The sequence below is a fragment of the Phytobacter massiliensis JC163 genome (genome assembly GCF_000321045.1).
GTDB lineage: Bacteria > Pseudomonadota > Gammaproteobacteria > Enterobacterales > Enterobacteriaceae > Phytobacter_A > Phytobacter_A massiliensis.
The window spans coordinates 95,869-117,110 of sequence record NZ_HE578949.1; the positions used below are offsets into that span (position 1 = coordinate 95,869).

Genomic DNA, 21,242 nt, shown 5'->3' on the forward strand with positions numbered 1-21,242 from the left:
TGAAAACCGGCAACGCCGCTATCCTGCGCGGCGGCAAAGAGACCTGGCGCACTAACGCCGCGACGGTCAAAGTGATCCAGCAGGCGCTGGAGGCGTGCGGTCTGCCCGCGGGCGCGGTGCAGGCAATTGAGAGCCCGGATCGTGCGCTGGTCAATGAGATGCTGCGCATGGATAAATATATCGACATGCTGATCCCGCGCGGTGGGGCAGGGCTGCACAAGCTGTGCCGCGAGCAGTCCACCATTCCGGTGATTACCGGCGGTATTGGCGTGTGTCATATTTTTGTGGATGACACGGCGGAAATCGCCCCGGCGCTTAAGGTTATCGTTAACGCGAAAACCCAGCGTCCGAGCACCTGCAATACGGTGGAGACGCTGCTGGTGCATCAGGGTATCGCTAACGACTTCCTGCCCGCTCTTAGCAAGCAGATGGCGGAAAGCGGGGTGACGCTTCACGCTGATGAACAGGCGCTGGCGCAGTTGCAGTCCGGCCCGGCGCAGGTGGTGGCGGTGAAGGCGCAGGAGTATGACGACGAGTTTTTGTCGCTGGATCTGAACGTGAAGATTGTCGCCAGCCTGGATGACGCCATCGCCCACATCCGCGAGCACGGCACCCAGCACTCCGACGCTATCCTGACCCGTACGCTCAGTAACGCGAACCGCTTTGTGAACGAGGTGGACTCCTCAGCGGTCTACGTTAACGCCTCCACGCGCTTCACCGACGGCGGCCAGTTTGGCCTGGGCGCAGAGGTGGCGGTGAGCACGCAGAAGTTGCACGCGCGCGGGCCGATGGGCCTTGAAGCGCTGACCACCTACAAGTGGATTGGTTACGGCGACGATACGATTCGTGCCTGAATGAAGCCGGGTGATGCAAAAGTAGCCGTTTGATTCACAAGGGCATTGACGCATCGCCCGGTTAGTTTTAACCTTCTACACCGTGTTCACGCTCGTGGGCACGCCCCTCAGGGCCGATATAGCTCAGTTGGTAGAGCAGCGCATTCGTAATGCGAAGGTCGTAGGTTCGACTCCTATTATCGGCACCATTTCAAATCAAAAGCACTCGCTGTTTTTTTAATCTTATCATTACCTTTCTTGCATACGCCGGCTCGCCTGGGCAGGCATGACTGTCATGCACTCATTGCAATTATCTATTGATCATATTTTCCAGCATGAATGTTGTGCCTTGCGTTTTAAGGGCTTAAATCATCTTAAATGAGTATCCCTTTCCACTCTTATCAGTCAGTGGGGGGAGATTCTTAGCGACAAAATTAAGCAGAAGCGATTTTTTGTGCGGATTTTTGCGTTTATTTCCGTCGGTTAATCTTAAAGATTATATATTTTATAGCATGAAAACCCAAGAAATCATTTAAGTAATCTCGTATTTCAAACAGTAACGCTGCCCGATACTATATTAAAACAAACGACGCCTGTAGCAGATGCCGTTTCTACGATGGCTTATTCAGTAAAGTTTTATGTTTTAATTATAGAGACCAGAAAGTGACAGATAATACAAAAATTATCATCATTGCTGACGACTTTTTTTACCTTAAAGGCGTTGCTTCTTATTTTAAGGTGAACAGTATTTTTGAAGTTATTGAAATACATGTTGATAATGATGAGTCCTCCTTTCCCTGCGAAGCACTGAATTTTTACTCGCCGCACAACTCAATTATCTTGCTGGCAGTGGAAGATTTCACAAAAATTAAGCTGATACCTGATTTGAATTTACGAGCCATTATCTGCTCAATACGTTGCCCGCAGGAGAGCCCCAGACCCTTTTTATTTAATGGCGTGCTTTTTTGAACAGGGATATTAAAGCTCGGTTTTTATTGATTGCCATACAAAATTTTATTAATGGGCATATCAGCAGAGATATGAAATTTTCACCCAGCGAGCTCAAGCTAATTTTGAATTACTTTAGCGCCAACCAAAAATCAGCTATACAAACCCTCCTGAATTTTAGTGATAAGAAGTTGAGTTACTATAAAAGATCGGTTTACGCCAAAGTGATGACCAATAGTGATTCTGGTGCATACCCTATTTTTAAAGCTATTGGCAATGTCTACGACGCGGTAAATGCGTGCCGACTGGCCAGTGCGGACTTCATTTTTCATGCCGCCTGAAAATCATAGCGTAGCGCAATCGCCCTGGCCTATTGCAGGAAATGTTAATTATGTTGTTTATTTGCGAAAAACATGTTAACTATTTCAGGGCGCAGTAATAGAATCAAGCCAGGGTGGTTCCCTCATTTTTTCCTTTAAGAAAAAAACCATCTTAAATCAGGTCATTTAAGATGGTTTTTGTTGAGCCAGATATTCAGCGGAATAAATAATATCCGGTATGAGCTTCTTAAGTTAGCAGGAGATTTCAGCGTATATATTTTTGAAGGAATATTGATTTTTAACGGACTGCAATAATTAAGGATAAGATGATGATAGCAAATAATTGGAAGCTGAAAGCCTCTGTGGTATTAGTCATGTCCGCGATACTCACTCAATCGGCACAAGCGGATTTATTAAGTGGCTGGTATTATATTTCCGGTAGTGGTGAGTTGGAGAATAATGGTCACTATAATGTTGTTGCCGTAGCTGGCGAGGAAAACACTATCTCTGTCGCTAATAATGGCCGGGTTGATATCCTTAATGAGGGGTATACACCACGTATTAATGGTCAAAACCATGTATATGGTGGCTCTATTATAATAACGCCTGCGGCAGCATTGGTAGGGAGCGGAACTCTCAATTTAGGCTCTGGTTCTTCGGTGACGGCAAGATTTGGCGATCTGCATCAAGGCACCATACCTGGAAGTAGCTCTCCTCTGGAAGAGGACTATATTGGCGTTGCTGGTATAGAGGTCGTTAATTTATACGATAGCTACAGTATTGATACTTCGCAGATCCCCTCATCCTTTCTATCCCGGACGGCGGAAGTTATTGCCGATGATCTTACCGTTAATGTCAGCCATAGCCGTGATAACAAATGGGTGCAGGGGATCGTTGGTAGCAAAAATAACGCCCTTTTTAATCTGACCGGCGAAACGACAATCAATGTCGATGCCACGGGCGTTGGCTCCGAAGCGATGGGCTTACTGGCGTCCTATGGAACCGCAATCAATGCGGAAAATGTCAATGTTAACGTTGATGGCACCTATTTTTCCGCAGGCATCTCGGCAAATTCTGGTACAGGCACTACCGCGCCTGAAACCATCGCGTCGTCGACGATTAATTATGACAATGCCACCATTAGTGTTTCCGCCCAGGATTATGCCGATGCTATCAATATTGATGGCGGCCATATTCAGGCTACAGGGGATACAACCATAAATGCCACTCTCAGCCAGAGCGGGGGAATTGCCACCGGTGTCTGGCTGAACGATGGCGTTGAGCGAAATGGCACCAGCCTGCTGTCGACGGCTAATTTCACCGGCAAGACCAGCATTGCCTATCAGGCTGGCGCGGATGGTACAGAATTTTATGGCGTTGACTCCACCGGAACGACCCAGTTCAACAGTCGTGACCTGAATATCTTAATCGATACTCAGGCGCATGCGTCAACGCTGGGGACGGGCCTGCATGCCACCAATGACGGCTCCGCGATGACAGCAGGAACTATTACCGTTGATGGTCCGCTGGATATTGATGTGCAGGACGACAGCCGGAGCGGGGTTTACCGCTATATTCATGCGGAACAAGGCGGCGAAGTCGCTCTTAATGGCTCTGCCTCGCTGGGTGTTCGCTACAATGACCCGGATGCGACTGCCATTCTTTCGACCGGCGCGGGATCGCAGGTCACCCTTAATAACCAGAAACTGTTGCTCACCGGTACGGTGGAAACAGGCGACAACGGTTTTACGGACCTGAGCGCGAACGATCGCTCTCTGTTACAGGGCGGTTTTGTCACCCACACCGGAGGCATCAGCAATCTGTCGCTGGCGGATAGCTCTGTGTGGAACATGACCAAAGATTCTCAACTGACCAGCCTGATGATGCAGGGTTCAACCCTGAACTTTGTTGCCGACACGGCGCAAGATAAACCGTCGATGCGCAGTACCTCCACTTTCAGGACACTGACGGTGAACGGTGATTATCACGGTGACAACAGCAGCATCGTTATGAACACCCAACTGAGTGATGATGCCTCCCCGACCGACCGGATGATTGTCGAGGGCAGTACCTCCGGCAATACCCGCGTTACAGTGCTGAACGCCGGGGGCGAAGGCGGGCTGACTACCGAGGGTATCGAACTGATTTCTGTGCAGGGCAATTCTGAGGGGGAATTCCAGCAGGATGGCCGTATCGTGGCGGGTGCCTATGATTACACCCTGGCGCGCGGCGAAGGACAGAACGAAAAGAACTGGTACCTGAGCAGTATTCTTACCCCGGATGAACCCGAAGAGCCGACCCCGGAAGAACCTGCGCCGACGCCGGAAGAACCTGCGCCGACGCCGGAAGAACCTGCGCCGACCCCGGAAGAGCCAGCGCCGACGCCGGAAGAGCCAGCGCCGATGCCGGAAGAGCCAGCGCCGACCCCGGAAGAACCTGCACCGACGCCAGATGAGCCGGTAACGCGCGAACATGCCGTGCGCCCGGAGGCAGGCCTTTACGGCATGAACCTGGCCGCCGCCAACACCATGTTTAATACCCGTCTGCATGACCGCCTGGGTGAGACACACTATGTGGATGCGCTCACCGGTGAAAAAGCGGTAACCAGCCTGTGGCTGCGAAACGTCGGCGGCCACACTCGTCAGCGCGACGGCAGCGGTCAGCTGCACATGCAGAGCAACCGTTATGTGATGCAGCTTGGCGGCGATCTTGCGCAATGGAGTACGGATGATACCAATCGTTTCCATCTGGGCCTGATGGCGGGCTACGCTAATCAGAAAAGCCATGCGAAAAATCAGCGCAATGGCAACCGCGCCGACGGCAGCATCAGCGGATACAGCGCTGGTCTGTACGGCACCTGGCTGCAGGACAACGCCACTTATGAAGGGGCGTACGTTGATACCTGGCTGCAATACAGCTGGTTTGACAACACTGTCTCCGGTAAAGGTCTGGATGCAGAAGAATACAACTCCAAAGGCTGGACCGCTTCTGCGGAATCCGGCTACACCTGGAAACTGGCAGAAACCAGCGCGCGTAATACGCTCTATATCCAGCCTAAAGCGCAGATCACCTGGATGGGCGTAAAAGCGGATGAGCACAAAGAAGCAAATGGTACCCGTGTTGAAGGCAAGGGTGACGGCAACATTCAGACGCGTGTCGGAGTGCGTCTGTTTGGTAAGGGTCACAACACGCTGGACGATGGCAAAGATCGCACGTTCCAGCCGTTTGTAGAAGTTAACTGGCTACACAACACCAAAGACTTCGGCGTTTCAATGAACGGCGAAAGCGCCAGTCTGACCGGCGCTCGCAATATGGCTGAGGTAAAAACCGGCGTAGAAGGCCAGCTAACGAAGAACATCTCCGTGTGGGGGAACGTTGCGCAGCAGGTGGGCAGTAAACACTACAGCGACACGTCTGCGATGTTGGGTATTAAAGCATCGTTTTGATTCGACGCTTATCCGGCCTGCAATTCCGCAGGCCGGATAATAGTCTGGGCTTTGCTGTTCTTGCGAATTTGTCGTGGCTGTCAGGAACGTCTGTATTTTAATCGCTGGCAGAAATAATAAAATAGTCTGGCACAGGAATATGACCTTGTTAAATGTCAATGGCGTCGTTCAGCAGGGATTAATTCAAGTTTCTCTGTCAGATGTTGATTTTATTTTTCCAGCGTGTTGAGAAAATGGTTGTCGCTTCGTGTTTTGACAAAAGAAACTCATAACGTATAATTATTGCAGCGTATTAGCCGTCTTTTTATTTCCCTGTGAGAGAAATATGTTCTGGATTATCAACGATAATATTAAATTTATTCCAGAGAAGAACCGTCTGGTCTCGTTGGTCAAACCAGAGCTAAGCGTAATATTGACATCGCCGGCAAGCCGTTGCCTGCATCTCTTGCTGGAATCCTGGCCAGACATTGTTTTGCAAAAAGATCTTTTTCAGAGCGTATGGGGGGAAGATGGCATGCTCGTCCCGGCAAATACGCTTTACCAGAATATTTCAATCGTCCGTCGTGGCTTGCGTAAAGTCGGGGAGACGGACTATCCGTTAATATTAACGGTGCCGCGCAGGGGCTTTCAGATAGACACCAACGTCAATATCGTGCGGGGAACCACAGAGGAAGATACCGAACAAGAGCCGGAAGAAGACGTTGTAGCCGCGCCAGTCGCACCACAGACACTATTACCTGAGCCTGAAGCGCTGCCTGTCGAGTATTCCCAGGAGGTCAATGATGAGCCGCAACTGGCATCTGTTTCTGCGACACAGAGAGCACCCCGGCGGCACCAGCGCTTTGTCGCGCTACTGGCGATGATATGCTCATTTGCGCTGGGTTTTTTATTCCTTCACTATCCGTGGTTTCATCAGGCGGATCTGGATTTCTTTAAAACCTATACGATTCATCACACCGAGAATGGCTGTCACTTTTACTCAAAAAATGATGATATTAGGAAGCGGGGTAATTTCACAAGGTTCCGCAATATGATTAAGGAGACCGGACTGGATTGTAAAAAATACCCCTGGATATATTTCTCTTCATCCAGCACTTCCCCTTCACTTTCTGCCTTTGCCTGCTCGCGGCCTTTTGAGGAAAACTCCAGTTCAGCTTGTGTAACCCTTTATTTTATGGCGGTTAATAATGACTAAGAAAACCGTTTTGTTATCCTGCTGCCTGTTATTTATTGTCGGTGCGCTGAGCGCATGGTTTCTCACAAACCGTTCAATGCGTGATACGCAGGTCTGTTCTGCCACCCTTTTTATCTATAAGGATGATATCCGGGCCAATTTAACGCTTGATTTCATGTATACGCTACAGAAAAAGACGGGGGTTGTGGCGGTTAGCGGAACTTACGCGCAAGGTGATAAAACTATTGGCGCTATCAGAAGGGATGTTTCTTATTCCTGGGAGGAAAATAACGATACCTTTCATTTTTTATCTCAAAAAGTTAAAAAATACATGACGATGAAAGTTTATCTGATGAAAAAATAAGTGAAATACTGCCTGATTTTTTTGTTTATCCTGACACTACTGTTCATTATTCAATCATAAATCAGGGTGATAAAGGTTTTATGTTCACGGTAGGCAAAAGACCTGTCTTTTTCTGCTCCCGCTGATAGCGGTAAACAGATACGTTGCCAGGCATTTGCCGAAGAAAAAATCCGCAAACGGTGCCAGAATAGCGACATCTCTAAGTATCTTGCAGCAATTTCGCGCCAGCGTCATAAAACCAGAGAAACCATCCATGCTTAAAGAAAACTTCAACGATCTGCAGGTCTTTCTGGTGGTAGCCCGCGAGCGAAGTTTTACGAAAGCGGCCAGCAAGCTTGGCGTCTCGCAGTCGGCGCTCAGCCATACCATGAAGGCGCTGGAAGCGCGGCTGAATATCCGTTTGTTGACCCGAACCACCCGCAGCGTGGCCCCGACCGAGGCGGGGGAGAGGATCATTGCCTGCCTTGCGCCCCGCATTGCCGACCTTGAACAGGAGCTGGAGGCGCTGATTCAGCTTAACGGCACGGCATCGGGCAATATTCGTCTCTCCGCGGGGGAGCACGCCGCCGCAAGCGTTGTGTGGCCGAAGTTGAAACCCTTTTTGAAAGCGCACCCGCAAATCAATGTCGAACTGGTGGTAGATAACGGCTTTGTCGATATCGTTGCGGGGCGTTTTGACGCCGGAATTCGCCTGGGCGAAAGCGTGGATAAGGACATGGTGGCGGTCAGGATCGGCCCGGATATGCGCATGGCGGTTGTGGGCTCGCCTGCCTACTTCGCTACCCATCCCGTTCCGCAGACGCCGCATGACCTCTCGCACCACCGGGGGATCAATTTGCGCCTGCCGACTGCGGGCGGCCTCTACCACTGGGAATTTGAGAAAGAGGGCAAGCCGCTGCGCGTCAAGGTGGAGGGGCAGCTGACATTCAATGTACTGCCGGAGCGGATAGACGCAGCGCTATCCGGTTTTGGCCTTGCCTGCGTCCCCGAAGATGCGGTGCGGCAGTGGCTGGACTCGGGCGAACTGGTCCAGGTTCTGCGAGCGTGGAGCCCCACCTTTCCGGGATATTCTCTCTACTATCCCAGCCGTAGACAGCATCCGCCCGCTTTTGCGCTGCTGATCGATGCGCTTCGCTACGTAAAAGAGGCAGACAGCGGGATTAATGAATTTTCAACATAGGTGAAATCACATTTCGCTGACTAATTGTCACCCCGTTTTGATCTTAAAATGAAGAGCCTTACATGACGGAGGTTCTCCCGATGGAATTTTCAGTATTGAGCAATAACCTTAAAATGCCGATGGTGGGCTTTGGTGTTTTTCAGGTAACCGACAAAGAAGAGTGCAGGCAATCGGTGCTAAGCGCCATTCGCACCGGCTATCGTCTCATCGATACTGCCGCGGTGTACGGCAATGAAGACGCCGTCGGTGAGGCCGTTCGTGACGCAATCGCCGAAGGCCTGTGTACCCGTGAAGAGTTATTTATCACCTCAAAGCTATGGGTTCAGGACATGGCAAATTACGATACGGCAAAAGCGGGGATTGCGGCATCGTTAGAAAAAGCCGGCCTGGAATACTTCGATCTCTACTTGTTGCATCAGGCGATGCGCGATTATTTCAGCGCGTGGCGTGCGTTAGAAGATGCTCTGGAGGAGGGGAAACTTAAGGCGATTGGCGTTTCCAATTTCTATGCTCACGTATTAGCCAATTTCTGTGAGACGGTGAAAATTAAGCCGATGGTCAACCAGGTTGAACTGCATCCTTATTTCAGTCAGCCTGCGGCGCTGGAAACCATGAAGTATTATAACGTTCAGCCAGAAGCCTGGGCGCCTTTAGGCGGTGGCAGACATAAGCCCTTTGAAAACAAAATGCTGCAGGACATCGCCCGCCGTCATCAGAAATCTGTTTCGCAGATTATCCTGCGCTGGAACGTACAACGAGGCGTCACCGTTATCCCTAAATCCACCCATCAGCACCGCATTGAGGAAAACTTCGCCCTTTGGGATTTCGCCTTGACGGACAAAGAAATGGAGCAGATCGGTTCGCTTGATTTGGGCTATGTTGGCGATGCCGTAAAACATTTTAACCCTGAATTTGTTCGCGGCTGTCTGGGCGTCAAAATCCATGATTAATGATGTCGTTGACGTTTTTGAGATGAGGGGGATGTCTTTTACGCCATCCAGGAGCCGCTAATTGCTCGCTTTCGCAGGGTAGAAGCAAGAGCATCCTGATAAAGACATCCGTCTTCACCTACGTTAACCCATTCACCCAACCTTCGGGTAGATTTCCAGGTATTCCGTGGAACCATAAGCAGGAACCAGCAGAAACATTAACCCGGCCCCGCCTTTTTCATATTGCACAGCCAGATCTCCACTGCGGGTAATAAACAGCTTATGGTTCCACCACTGGCAACCGACGCTCATATCCGGTTTGCAGCTGCGAACTTTTTTCGTCAGCTCGCCGTCTTTCGTCAGGGTCAGGTAGACGTCCTCGGTATCCGCCGGTTTTTCCGCTGATTCATCAAGCAGAACAATCGTTCTTTTGCGTAGAACCGTGTTCTGCGCATCCAGCGACGCGACGTCGACAGTGTTAGCCGCATAGTTGAAGCGCAGTTCAACACGGGTGGCGTTTTTATCGTCAACATAGAAGAACTCGGCCAGGTTTGCCGCCCCCCAGTACTCCTCGCCGCTGGGGCGCACAGGTTTGGTCATGAACCGATACACCGTATGCGTGCGAATATCCTGGCGGTTGCCGTATTCCTCTTTGTACTGAGCCCGTTGCGGAGAACTGATAACGCATCCGCCAAGAAGTAATGTAACCAGCAGCACCAACAATCCACGCATGATGTCTTTCCTTATCCTTAAACAGAGCCAGGTTAAGGATATGCCTGGCCATCAAACTGTCAAAACTCAGCCCCCTACCAGAAAAGGCGGGTCGAGCGCTATCCGTGTTTGCGATGTGGGGATAGCGACGCTGGCTACGCAATAAAACAATGCGAACAAAGTCACATTTATAAGATGCCTTGATTGTGAAGAGGCATTCTGCTGATACATTAGGCGCATTGGATTGTTACTGCATTAGCAGGCGAAACCTGATTTCTGGCTTAGGCCGGGGGTCGGGTTTTTTATTCCGGGGTTCAGATGAAAATCGCCAAAATACTCAATAATAATGTGGTGGTTGTACTTGATGAACACCAGCGTGAGCAGGTCGTGATGGGGCGCGGGCTGGCCTTTCAGAAACGAGCAGGTGAAAATCTTGACGAAAGTAAAATCGAAAAGATTTTTGCGTTGCAGGATGCGGGAATGGCGGGAAGGCTTTCCGAGCTATTAAGCCAAATTCCGCTGGAAGTGATGACCACCTGCGATCGTATTATTGAGCTGGCGCGCCAACGCCTGGGAAAATTACAGGATAGCCTCTACATCACGTTAACGGATCACTGCCATTTTGCCATTGAACGGCATAAGAGCGGGGCGGCCATTAAAAACGTGCTGCTATGGGAAATTAAACGGCTCTACCCGAAAGAGTTTGAAATAGGCGAAGAGGCCAGAGTCATGATCCATCGTCGCCTTGGAGTGGATCTGCCTGAAGACGAGGCCGGGTTTATCGCCCTGCATCTGGTTACCGGGCAGCTCAACAGCGAAATGCCGGAGGTCATGCATATCACCTACGTGATGCAAGAGATCCTGCATATTGTGAAGTACCAGCTTAGGTTGGAATATCATGAAGAATCATTAAGTTACCATCGGCTGGTAACGCATTTGAAATTCTTTGCGCAGCGGATGATGACGCGCACGGTGGTGCCTGATGACGATTTTTCGCTGCATAACGCAGTCAAAGAGAATTATGCCATCGCCTGGCGCTGTGCTGAAAAAGTTGCGCAGCATTTGCACCAAAAATATCAGCGGGATTCAACGACAGAAGAGATTATGTTTCTCGCCATACACATTGAACGGGTAAGAAAAGAAGGGCAATAGCGCCCGGCGAAAGGCCACCTTTGGATTGTTACTGCATTATGCAGGCAAAACCTGAACGCGGATGATTTTATCTGCGCTCGGGTTTTTTTTATCCGCAGTATTCAACAACTGAGTTAAGGGAAAGTGAAATGGGATATCAGGCACTGGCAAAAGATATTCTTAGCCATGTTGGGGGAAAAGAGAATATTGCAAGTCTTATCCACTGCGCGACCCGGCTGCGATTTAAATTAAAGGATAATGCGCTGGCCGATGCGGAAGGCCTCAAGGCTAAGCCTGGGATTATTATGGTAGTGGAAAGCGGCGGCCAGTTTCAGGTGGTGGTGGGTAACCATGTCAGCGAAGTCTGGCAGGCGGTACGCGATGAAGCGGGTATTACAGACGACACGCCGGTCAGCAGCGAAACCAAAGAGAAGAGCTCCTTACTGAGCACCGCTATCGATGTTATCTCTGCCATTTTCACCCCTTTTATCGGCGTTATGGCGGCCTCCGGGATATTAAAAGGGCTGCTGGCGCTGGCCGTGGTAACCGGGCTGCTCAATAACGAAAGCGGCACCTACAATATCCTCTTTGCGGCGAGTGATTCGCTGTTCTATTTCTTTCCGATCATTCTGGGGTACACCGCCGGTAAAAAATTTGGCGGCAGTCCGTTTATCACCATGGCTATCGGCGGGGCGTTAACGCATCCGCTGATGATAAAGGCCTTTGAGGCCCAGGCGGCAGATGCCACCATTGAGTACTTTTTCGGTATTCCGGTCACCTTTATCAATTACAGCTCTTCGGTTATTCCTATCATCATTGCGGCCTGGGTGAGCTGCCATCTTGAACGCCGCTGCAGCCCGCTTTTTCCTTCCGCCGTGCGCAACTTTTTTACGCCGCTGGTCTGCCTTGCGGTGGTGACGCCGCTTACCTTTCTGGTTATCGGCCCGGTGGCGACATGGCTTAGCCAGATGCTGGCTCACGGCTATATGTGGATTTACAACCTCGCGCCCTGGCTGGCTGGCGGCGTGATGGGCGCTATCTGGCAGATATGCGTTATCTTCGGCCTGCACTGGGGGCTGGCGCCGCTGATGATCAATAACCTGACGGTCTTTGGCCATGATTCGATGGTGCCGATGCTCCTGCCAGCCATCATGGGCCAGGTCGGGGCCGCGCTTGGCGTGTTCCTGCGCACCCGGGACGCCCGCCTAAAAACCCTTGCCGGTTCCGCTGTCTCCGCGGGGATCTTCGGCATCACCGAGCCTGCTGTTTATGGCGTGACCTTGCCCCATCGTCGCCCGTTTATCTTCGGCTGCGTCGCTGGCGCGCTGGGCGGCGCGTTCATCGGCTGGAGTCAGACCCAGGTCTACTCGTTTGGCCTGCCGAGCGTTCTCACTATTCCGCAGCTGATACCTGCCAGCGGGGTGGATTTCACAGTATGGGGCGGCATTATCGGCATGTTCGGCGCGGGGATTGTGGCCTGCGTACTGACCTGGATCGCAGGCATGCCCGCTGAAAAGTCTAAAGAAGAAATCAAAATCGACAAAGCGGGAGAAAACGATGTGCTGGCGCCGTTAAGCGGGACGGTACTGCCGCTGGAAAATGTGCCGGACGCGACCTTCTCCAGCGGTCTGCTGGGGCAGGGCGTGGCCATCATCCCTAACGATAACCGCGTTATCGCCCCCTTTGATGGTGAAGTCGCCTCGCTGTTTCAGACCAAACACGCCATTGGCATCCTGAGCGAAAGCGGAGTAGAGGTGCTTATCCATGTCGGCATCGATACCGTCAAACTGGACGGCCAGTATTTTACCGCGCACGTAAAAGCGGGGGATAAAGTTCGCGCGGGCGATCTGCTCCTCGAATTCGATCGTCAGGCGATCCGCAACGCCGGTTACGACCTTGCTACGCCGGTCATTATCAGCAACAGCGATGATTATCGCGCCATTGAAGTTGCCAACACCAGCAGCATCACGATGGGTACGCGGCTATTAACCCTGAGCCGCTAACGAAATGGAGAAAATGATGAAGTTATTCCCGGAAACATTCTTATGGGGCGGCGCCATAGCAGCGAACCAGGTTGAAGGCGCATGGCAGGAGGACGGCAAAGGCCCTTCAACGTCCGATATGCAGCCCTGGGGTATCCTGGGCGAGACGCGTCTGCGCACTCCCGGCGACAGCAATATCAAAGATATCGCTATCGATTTTTACCATCGTTACCCGGAAGATATCGCCCTCTTTGCCGGTATGGGCTTTACCTGCCTGCGTGTCTCCATTGCCTGGACGCGCATCTTCCCCGTCGGGGATGAAACCGAGCCGAATGAGGCCGGTCTGGCCTTTTACGACCGTTTATTCGACGAGTTAGCGAAGCATAACATTACCCCGCTGGTCACCCTGTCCCACTATGAAATGCCGTGGGGACTGGTGGAACAGTACGGCGGATGGGGCAGCCGGAAGACAATTGATTTCTTCGAACGCTACGCGCGCACCGTTTTTGAGCGCTACAAAGAGAAAGTAAAACTGTGGCTGACTTTTAACGAAATCAATATGTCGCTGCACGCGCCGTTGACGGGCGTCGGGCTGCCGGAAAACAGCAGCGAAGCAGAGATCTACCAGGCGATTCACCATCAGCTGGTGGCCAGCGCCCGCGCGGTTCGTGCCTGCCATGAAATCGTCGCCGACGCCAGAATCGGTAACATGCTGCTGGGCGCGTTGATGTATCCGCTAAGCTGCAAGCCGGAAGATGTCTTTAAAGCGCTGCAGGAGAATCATGGCTGGCAGTTCTTTGGCGACGTGCAGTGTCGGGGCAGCTATCCGGGCTATATGCAGCGCTATTTCCGTGAAAACAATATCGCGCTCGATATCAGCGAAAGGGATCGTGAAGATCTGCGCACCACGGTGGATTTTGTCTCCTTTAGTTATTACATGACCGGGTGCGTGACCACGGATGAAGCGCTGAATAACCAGGAGCGGGCCAATATCCTTAATATGGTGCCGAACCCGCATCTGGAAAGCTCGGAGTGGGGCTGGCAGATCGACCCTGTCGGGCTGCGCACGCTGCTTAATGTTCTGTGGGATCGCTATCAAAAGCCGCTGTTTATTGTTGAAAACGGCCTGGGGGCGAAAGACAGCATGAATGCAGAAGGGGAAATCATTGATGATTACCGTATCAGCTATCTCAATGACCACCTTGTGCAGGTCCGCGAGGCGCTGGAAGACGGGGTTGAGGTGATGGGCTATACCTCCTGGGGGCCCATCGACCTGGTCAGCGCCTCGAAAGCGGAAATCTCCAAGCGCTACGGGTTTATCTATGTCGATCGTGATGATGACGGCAACGGTAGCTTAAAGCGTATTCCGAAGAAAAGTTATGCCTGGTATCGTGAAGTGATTAAAAGCCGCGGCGCGTCGCTAAAAGAATAGCCGTCGGTGATTAACGCATTGAATACCGGTTAGTGATGTTAGCGTAAATAAAAAGCAGGATTGTTACTGTTCAGGCAGGCAAAACCTTAACGCAGACGCGTATCCGCGGCAGCGCCGGGTATTGCCTGTTTTTTGTTCCCTACAATTATATTAATTTCAGGTGTCAGGATGAAAAGCTTATATTTATTACCCGTGGGTGCCGTATTGTTGTCTTCGTTCAATCTGTATGCGGCAAATACTGAGCGGCTGTGGGATTCCGATGTTGTCGAAAATTATTTAAACCCTAAAAAAGGCAGTACGGTGGCGGCACCGATATTGACCGACCTTAATAAGGATTCCCGCTGGTATGCAACGTTTCGTGTTAAGGGAGGGTATTACAACGAAAATAAACTGCATCGTGAATATCTACAGTTAAACGGTCGCCTGCGCGGTAAAACCTATTTCACGGAAAAAATGGGGGTGATTGGCGACTTCTGGTTTAAAGGCCAGGAGAACTATTCCCGGAAGAACGGCCAGACGCTGCAAAAATTCGATGATTTTGATGATAAAACGCAGTGGGAACAGTACCGCTTTGGTATTGAACATGATGATTATGGCTCATTTATGTACGGTAAACATACGGCGACCTGGTCATTCTTTACCGTGGATATGGGCTCGCAGGGGCTGCTGGATACCCAGGCCGACGCTGGCACGAAAAATGCAGGCAAGTTCCTGTATAAGAAGCAGTTTGATAACAATCTGTTCCTTGCGGGCAGCTACGACCGCGAGTCAAAAATTACCGGTATTGATGTCGGTTACCAGACCGCCGATCTCTACTCCCTGCGCCCGGGCGACTACGGTATTTACGCCTCCGTACACAACGGCCAGCCGATGGTATCCTCAGGCAGCAAGGCGATTATTGGTAACGTTAATATCAATAAAACCCGTCAGGGTGATATCAAAAACTCCGATACCGCTTACGCGCGCGACGATAACAGTCTCTATACCTGGGGGCTCGCGGGCTATATGAACGTCGATAACGCTTACCGCCTGGTGGGCCAGATGGCGTGGTCGGAACGCGACAACGACGAGAGCACGGATGAGATTCGCCAGCGTGGCTGGGCGAAAAAAGGGCTTGGCTTCGCCGGGAACCTGGCGGTACAGACCATCCCGAAAAACTACCAGGGCTTTAGCTATATCCTGTTTAACTCCTGGGATGAAATTGGCCGCACCAGCATTACGCCGCAGTTAGAGTACTGGTTCGGCGGCGGCTTACGCGCCTGGGTCTCCTGGACATGGGAAGAAGAGGCCGACGATATTACCCGCGTTGAATTCCAGTGGGATTTCTGATGATGTAATTGAGAAGGCACTGTTTACGCCATCTGGAGACAGATGGCGTTTTTTATTTAACAGAGGCCATAAAAACAGGGCAGGTGAACTGCCCTTCGGGTGATTAACGGTAGTGCTGGTTCTTCATCTGTTTGCGGATAGCGGTGGGCGTTTTATTGCTGTGCAGCAGCGATAGCAGCGTCTGCATGCGCGGCACAACGTGGTGCAGATGAATGGCGAACCCGTCGCAGAGATAGTTCTTATTGGGTTTGCCGTCGCTGGAGAGCGCAAAACGGTGCTTCGGGCAGCCGCCGTTGCACAGCGGGCGGACAGCGCAATTCAGGCAGTCTTTGCTGATATGCGTGCGTTTACGCTGGCCAAACTCCCGGTTTTGCGGCGAGTTAACTAAATCGAGCAGATCGTCGCTATTCACGTTGCCGAGTTTATTTTCCGGGTAGACAAAATGGTCGCAGGAGTAGACGTCCCCGTTGGCCTCCACAATAAGGTTGGTGCCGCAGGTTTCATTAATTACGCAGGCGCTCATCTGGCCGCACATTTTGGTGAGCGTCTGTTCGAAATTCATCACGAACACTTCGCCCACGTCGTGGGTAACCCAGTAATCAAATAGCGTATTCATAAACCGCCCCCAGGCTTTGGGGGGCACCGACCACTCGGTCACATCGCATTGCCCGGAAAAATCGGGCTGAATAAGGGTCAGGCCGTTAGCGTCAGGCTGGGCGGCGGCGCGCTCCACCAGCGGGATAAACTGCATATACCGGCTGCCGATGCGCTTAAGGAAATGGTAGACATCCAGCGGTCGCTTGACGTTTTCATCGTTCACCACGGTCAGGGTATTGAACTCAACGTTGTGACGCTTAAGAGCCTCTATGCCGCGCATCACCGCGTCAAAAATGCTTTTACCTGAGCGGGAGCGGCGATAGGCGTCATTGCTGATGCGATCGCCGTCAATCGAAATCCCCACTAAAAAATTGTGCGCTTTCAAGAAGCGAGCCCACTCATCGTCAATTTGCGTGCCGTTGGTTTGAAAATAGTTATTAACCTGTTTTAACCCCCGGTACTGCTCCTGCAAACGAAGCGCCTCACGAAAGAAATCGATACCAAGCAGGGTAGGCTCGCCCCCCTGCCAGATAAAATCGACCACATCGTGATTCTGCGCGGCCAGGTGTTTACGGACATAGTTTTCCAGCGTGGCGGCATCCATCTTCCAGCGGTTTTTACGTTCCGGGTAGAGATGCTCCTTCTCCAGGTAAAAGCAGTAGGTGCAGTCAACGTTGCAGACCGAACCGGAGGGTTTGGCCATCAGCTGGAAATTCTGGACTGGATGACTCATTGCGCGGATTTACCTTCTTGATTAATGGCCATAACGACGGATTGGCTCTCTTCCCAGCCGTAACGGACGGCTTTAATTTCTACTTTTTTAGCCGCTTTCGGCAGGGTAAGCGCGCCGGTGTAAAGCTGCCAGGGGTGGTTATCGAAGCGGTAACCTATCGAAGCGCCTTCAGTTCGGCTGGCCAGATAAAGCTTGCCGGTAACAGGGTTGATTTCCGCCACCGGCGGCAGCGTGACATAAGCCTTGCCCCCGGCGTTCTGCATATCTTTGACCATCTGCGCCTCGGGAATGATGCTGGTGTCGTTGGTCTCGTTGCGCCACGCCTCCAGTTTTTGCCGGAACTCAGCAAGCTTCGGCTGGGACGATTTCTGGTCCGCGATGTTGTGCAACTGCCATGGGTCTGACTGCAAATCGTACAGCTCTTCGGCGGGCTTAGGCGCGTACCAGCTCTCCTGCTCAGGCGTCAGCGTTCCCTCTTTATGCGCATCGTTAAGCGTGCGGGTCGTGACCAGCGCATCACGAAAAGCGATTTGCGCGCCGTTCGGGGTCTTATCAACATTCTGTACGTACTGATAGCGGCTGTCGCGGACGAAGTAAGAGCGCAGAGAGATATCATCCATACGGCCGCGGGAGGAGAAGACCAGCTCGCGCTGCGGGGCGTTATCGGCGGCGAGGTTAATCCCTTTCATATAAGACGGAATGGCCGTACGGGTGAAGCCGAGAATGGTAGGCGCAAGATCTTCAAACGACACCAGGCGCTCATCTTTCTGGCCGTCTTGTTTCCAGCCTGCGGGCCTGAATTTGTCCGGTACATGGACGATCAGCGGAACATGCGTGCCAGAGTCATAACCTTCACGCTTATGGCGCGGCAGGCCATCGCCATTATCGGCGGCAAAAATCACGATGGTGTTATCCCACAGGCCGTCATCCTTAAGCCGCTTGATGATATTGCCCACCTGCTGATCCATGACGCTGATGTTTTTATAGAACAGCGCCAGCTCCTGGCGAACCTCCGGGGTATCTTTCCAGTAGGGATCGAGCTTCAATTTAGCGGGATCGATGTCGGGCAACGTATAAAACGCACGCAGCTTATCCCACATCACCGGCAGAGCCTTAAACGCTTCCGGCGCGTTTTCCTGCGTGAAAATACCCGATTCATGAGTAATTTGCGGGTTCAGGTTGATATAAAAAGGTTTTCCCTGCAGATCAACATTCTGCCATGCAGGCGGGACCTTGAGATCTTCAATATTGCCATAATTGCCGTGGGCATCCCACAGGGTGAACGGGCCGATATCGGCCGGGCCTTTCGAGAACTGATAATCCGTTTTAGTATCAACATAGGTAAAATAACCGGCACGGCGCAGCAGTTCCGGATACCCTTTAACCCATGACGGCGGCACCGCCTGATAAGGGTGGGAGTAAGTGGCGGTGCGCATATGCTGTAGCCCGTTGGCGTGCTGCGGCATGCCGGTGATGAGACCCGCACGCGAGGGCGCGCTGACGCCAGCCATCGTGAAGGCGTTGGTAAAAAGAACGGACTCCCTGGCGAGGGCGTCAATATTCGGCGTAACGGCATTCGGATCGCCATATGCCCCCAACCGCGGGTTCATATCCTCCGCCAGAATAAACACGACGTTTGGCGTCGCGCTCTGGATCTGCGGCGTAAAATCAACGCCGAGTGCCGTATGGCTGATAGCCAGCATGACCAATGCTGCAAGCGTTTGTTTTTTCATTGTTCTTTCTCACCTCTCCCCTGAACGTAATAAAACGATACCCCTGTCAGGGATGTGTAGCGCGGCCAGGCGAAAGCCCAAAAAAAACCAGACAGACCTCAATGAAGTCTGTCTGGTTTTGCCTGCAAAGCGCAGTCACAATCCTGTTTTCGTGAACTTAACACGCAGGCAGAAAGTTACAACGCGTGCGCTAAGAAACTGTGATGGGTTTCAACAAAAAAAGCAAAAATTCACCCGGTCAAATATTGAGTTCCGTCACACTTATCAACCTGAAAAAAGAAAGGGCTTGCGAAATAAAAAGCACCTCTTTATAAATGACCACACATCAGGATTGTTACTGTTGTTCACAGGCAAAACCTAAACCGAAGAATTTTTTAAGTTCTTCGGTTTAGGTTTTTTTTGGCCTGAAACCGGCAGGGAATACGTTCATATTAATGCTGCCCTATTTTTAAACAGAAATTCGACGGACGTTAAACACCTTCACGGAGAATATTATTCCGTTGCAATTACACAGGAGATGCAATGAGAAACGTTATAACCGCAATAACTGATAATAAAAAAGACAGCGTATCTGAAATTTCCGGCGGGATATTTCCGCTGTCTAAACCGCGTCAATTAAGTCGCGCTGTCGCGCTTACCCTGGGAATGACCTCATTATTACTGGCGTCATTTACGGCGGCCGGACAAACAAAAACGACCGCGCCTGAAAAGCAGCCGAATATTGTGATGATTGTGCTTGACGATACCGGCTTTGCCGATATCGGAGCATTTGGTTCGGAAATTAAAACGCCGAATATCGACCTGCTGGCCTACTCTGGCTTACGCTATAACCGGTTTGATACCAGCGCCATTAGCGCCCCGACCCGTGCGGCATTGATAACCGGCCGTAACAGTCAGACCGTGAATATGGAAGAGCTGCCGCCGAAGAACCAAAAAGCGCCGCCGGCTTCGGTGCCGTTGGGCTCCGGTCCGGCAACCAGCGGTGAAATTCCGTTAAATGCGCAGAACGTTGCCCAGGCGCTGCACGGGGCGGGATATGCAACGTACGCGCTGGGTAAATGGCACCTTGCGCCGGAATATAAAGATGATGAAAAGCGTAACCAGGCATTCTGGCCGCGCCAGCGCGGTTTCGACCATTTTTACGGTTTCCTGAGCGGCCATACCAGCCAGTATCACCCGGAACTGGTCGAGGATAATACGCACCTGCCGCGCCCGGATAAACCGGGATACCATTTATCCGAAGATCTGGTCGATCGCGCGATCAAAGCCATCGACGTCAAAGAGGATAAGCCGAAGTTTGTTTATCTGGCGCTTGGCGCTGCGCATTCGCCGCTGCATGTTCCGCAGAAATATATCGAGGAATACAAAGGCCGGTACGATCAGGGCTGGGATAAGCTGCGTCTTGCGCGTTTCGAACGGCAAAAATCACTCGGTATCATTCCGGCGGATACCAAACTGCCGCCGCGTGAATTTGGCGATGACGCCTGGGACTCGCTGGACGCGCAGCACAAACGTGTCTTTGCGCGCTTTATGGAGACCTACGCGGGCTACCTGACCCACACCGATGAACAAATTGGCCGTCTGGTTAAACACCTTAAAGAGACCGGGCAGTTTGATAACACGCTGATTGTTTTCATGTCTGATAACGGCGCTGCGCCTGAAGCGGGTAAAAATGGCGGCTTCCGTACGGCCTACATGGATAAAACCACCGTGCAGGAGATGGATGAGCACCTTGATGAAGCGGGCGGTCCGAAAACTGACATGCTTTATCAGCGCCCGTGGGCCTATGCCGGTAATACACCGTTCCGCCGTTACAAACTCTGGCCGTTCCAGGGCGGCGTGCGCACGCCGCTGATTGTCTCCTGGCCGAAAATGATCGAGCAAAAAGGCGCTATCCGCCACCAGTACGTCAGCACCGTGGATATCGCACCGACGCTGCTTGCCGCAGCGGGAACGCAGTTTGCTGACACCATCGACGGCGTGAAGCAGTTGCCGGTGGCGGGGCAGTCATTCCTGCCTACCTTCAATTCGGATACTGCGAAAACCCGTGATGTGCAGTACTTTGAGCTGCGTGGCCAGCGTGCCATCACCCAGGGGACATGGCGTGCCGTTGCGTTGCATAAACTGGGAACGGACTACGCGCAGGATAAGTGGATGCTGTTTGATACGGCAAAAGATTTCTCTGAGTCCACCGACCTTGCTGATAAGTATCCTGAGAAAGTGGAAGAGATGAAAAAACTGTGGTGGAGCGAGGCGAAGCGTCACAGTAACCCGCCCGTCATCGAGCCGAATGCATTCCTGTATAAATTCAACCGCATGGATAATGCCTTTGGCGTTGAGCCGGATTAATTTCGCTTTTTAACCACTCCGGCACGGCAGAACACCGCCGTGCTGGAGGTT

15 protein-coding genes, 1 tRNA gene and 1 pseudogene are annotated in these 21,242 nt (G+C 51.8%); 14 read left to right on the plus strand and 3 right to left on the minus strand.

Annotated features, from left to right (window positions below; genetic code table 11):
• The 9 genes and pseudogenes from proA to ENTHG_RS20495 form a co-directional block, all read left to right on the plus strand.
• A partial coding sequence (proA, locus tag ENTHG_RS20455) for a glutamate-5-semialdehyde dehydrogenase (RefSeq protein WP_044184287.1) occupies positions 1-854 on the plus strand: 854 nt, incomplete at its 5' end.
• A 112-nt stretch (positions 855-966) separates the two neighbouring features.
• Positions 967-1,042 (plus strand) — tRNA-Thr (locus ENTHG_RS20460).
• Positions 1,043-1,496: 454 nt separating this feature from the next.
• The gene (locus ENTHG_RS20465) at positions 1,497-1,802 is read left to right on the plus strand and encodes a hypothetical protein (RefSeq protein WP_044184290.1); all 306 of its coding nucleotides are present in this window, start codon (positions 1,497-1,499) and stop codon (positions 1,800-1,802) included.
• Entirely contained in the window at positions 1,799-2,122 is a 324-nt protein-coding gene (locus tag ENTHG_RS20470) for a hypothetical protein (protein ID WP_044184293.1), read from the plus strand. Before ENTHG_RS20465 ends, ENTHG_RS20470 begins: the two co-directional genes overlap by 4 nt.
• 638 nt (positions 2,123-2,760) lie before the next feature.
• Positions 2,761-5,547, plus strand: coding sequence for an autotransporter outer membrane beta-barrel domain-containing protein (locus ENTHG_RS20475; protein ID WP_052332750.1), 2,787 nt, complete (start codon positions 2,761-2,763; stop codon positions 5,545-5,547).
• Positions 5,548-5,872: 325 nt separating this feature from the next.
• Complete coding sequence (locus tag ENTHG_RS20480; RefSeq protein ID WP_044184296.1) at positions 5,873-6,742, plus strand: transcriptional regulator; 870 nt, start codon at positions 5,873-5,875, stop codon at positions 6,740-6,742.
• A pseudogene (locus ENTHG_RS20485) lies at positions 6,735-7,210 on the plus strand (hypothetical protein). Before ENTHG_RS20480 ends, ENTHG_RS20485 begins: the two are co-directional and overlap by 8 nt.
• A gap of 128 nt (positions 7,211-7,338) precedes the next feature.
• Positions 7,339-8,265, plus strand: coding sequence for a LysR family transcriptional regulator (locus tag ENTHG_RS20490; RefSeq protein WP_044184299.1), 927 nt, complete (start codon positions 7,339-7,341; stop codon positions 8,263-8,265).
• A gap of 80 nt (positions 8,266-8,345) precedes the next feature.
• Entirely contained in the window at positions 8,346-9,215 is an 870-nt protein-coding gene (locus tag ENTHG_RS20495; RefSeq protein ID WP_044184302.1) for an aldo/keto reductase, read from the plus strand.
• Positions 9,216-9,347: 132 nt separating this feature from the next.
• On the opposite strand, the gene ENTHG_RS20500 is transcribed toward ENTHG_RS20495, so the two are convergent.
• The gene (locus ENTHG_RS20500; protein ID WP_044184305.1) at positions 9,348-9,926 is read right to left on the minus strand and encodes a hypothetical protein; all 579 of its coding nucleotides are present in this window, start codon (positions 9,924-9,926) and stop codon (positions 9,348-9,350) included.
• Between the two features lie 297 nt (positions 9,927-10,223).
• Between ENTHG_RS20500 and bglG the strand changes: the two genes are divergently transcribed.
• The 4 genes from bglG to ENTHG_RS20520 all read left to right on the plus strand — a co-directional run bounded on the left by bglG (position 10,224) and on the right by ENTHG_RS20520 (position 15,779).
• Positions 10,224-11,057, plus strand: a complete 834-nt coding sequence (bglG, locus tag ENTHG_RS20505) for a transcriptional antiterminator BglG (RefSeq protein ID WP_044184307.1) — start codon at positions 10,224-10,226, stop codon at positions 11,055-11,057.
• Between the two features lie 128 nt (positions 11,058-11,185).
• Positions 11,186-13,039, plus strand: a complete 1,854-nt coding sequence (gene bglF / locus ENTHG_RS20510) for a PTS beta-glucoside transporter subunit IIABC (protein WP_044184309.1) — start codon at positions 11,186-11,188, stop codon at positions 13,037-13,039.
• A gap of 16 nt (positions 13,040-13,055) precedes the next feature.
• Positions 13,056-14,450 carry a glycoside hydrolase family 1 protein gene (locus tag ENTHG_RS20515; RefSeq protein ID WP_044184311.1) on the plus strand — a complete coding sequence of 465 codons (1,395 nt, stop codon included), beginning with the start codon at positions 13,056-13,058 and terminating at the stop codon, positions 14,448-14,450.
• A gap of 168 nt (positions 14,451-14,618) precedes the next feature.
• Positions 14,619-15,779: a hypothetical protein gene (locus ENTHG_RS20520; RefSeq protein ID WP_044184314.1), complete on the plus strand. Its 1,161-nt coding sequence runs from the start codon at positions 14,619-14,621 to the stop codon at positions 15,777-15,779.
• A gap of 103 nt (positions 15,780-15,882) precedes the next feature.
• On the opposite strand, the gene ENTHG_RS20525 is transcribed toward ENTHG_RS20520, so the two are convergent.
• Positions 15,883-17,109, minus strand: a complete 1,227-nt coding sequence (locus ENTHG_RS20525; RefSeq protein WP_044184316.1) for an anaerobic sulfatase maturase — start codon at positions 17,107-17,109, stop codon at positions 15,883-15,885.
• Positions 17,106-18,842, minus strand: a complete 1,737-nt coding sequence (locus tag ENTHG_RS20530; RefSeq protein ID WP_052332751.1) for a sulfatase family protein — start codon at positions 18,840-18,842, stop codon at positions 17,106-17,108. Before ENTHG_RS20530 ends, ENTHG_RS20525 begins: the two co-directional genes overlap by 4 nt.
• Before the next feature lie 522 nt (positions 18,843-19,364).
• Between ENTHG_RS20530 and ENTHG_RS20535 the strand changes: the two genes are divergently transcribed.
• Entirely contained in the window at positions 19,365-21,191 is a 1,827-nt protein-coding gene (locus ENTHG_RS20535) for an arylsulfatase (RefSeq protein ID WP_052332752.1), read from the plus strand.
• The last annotated feature ends 51 nt before the right edge of the window (positions 21,192-21,242 follow it).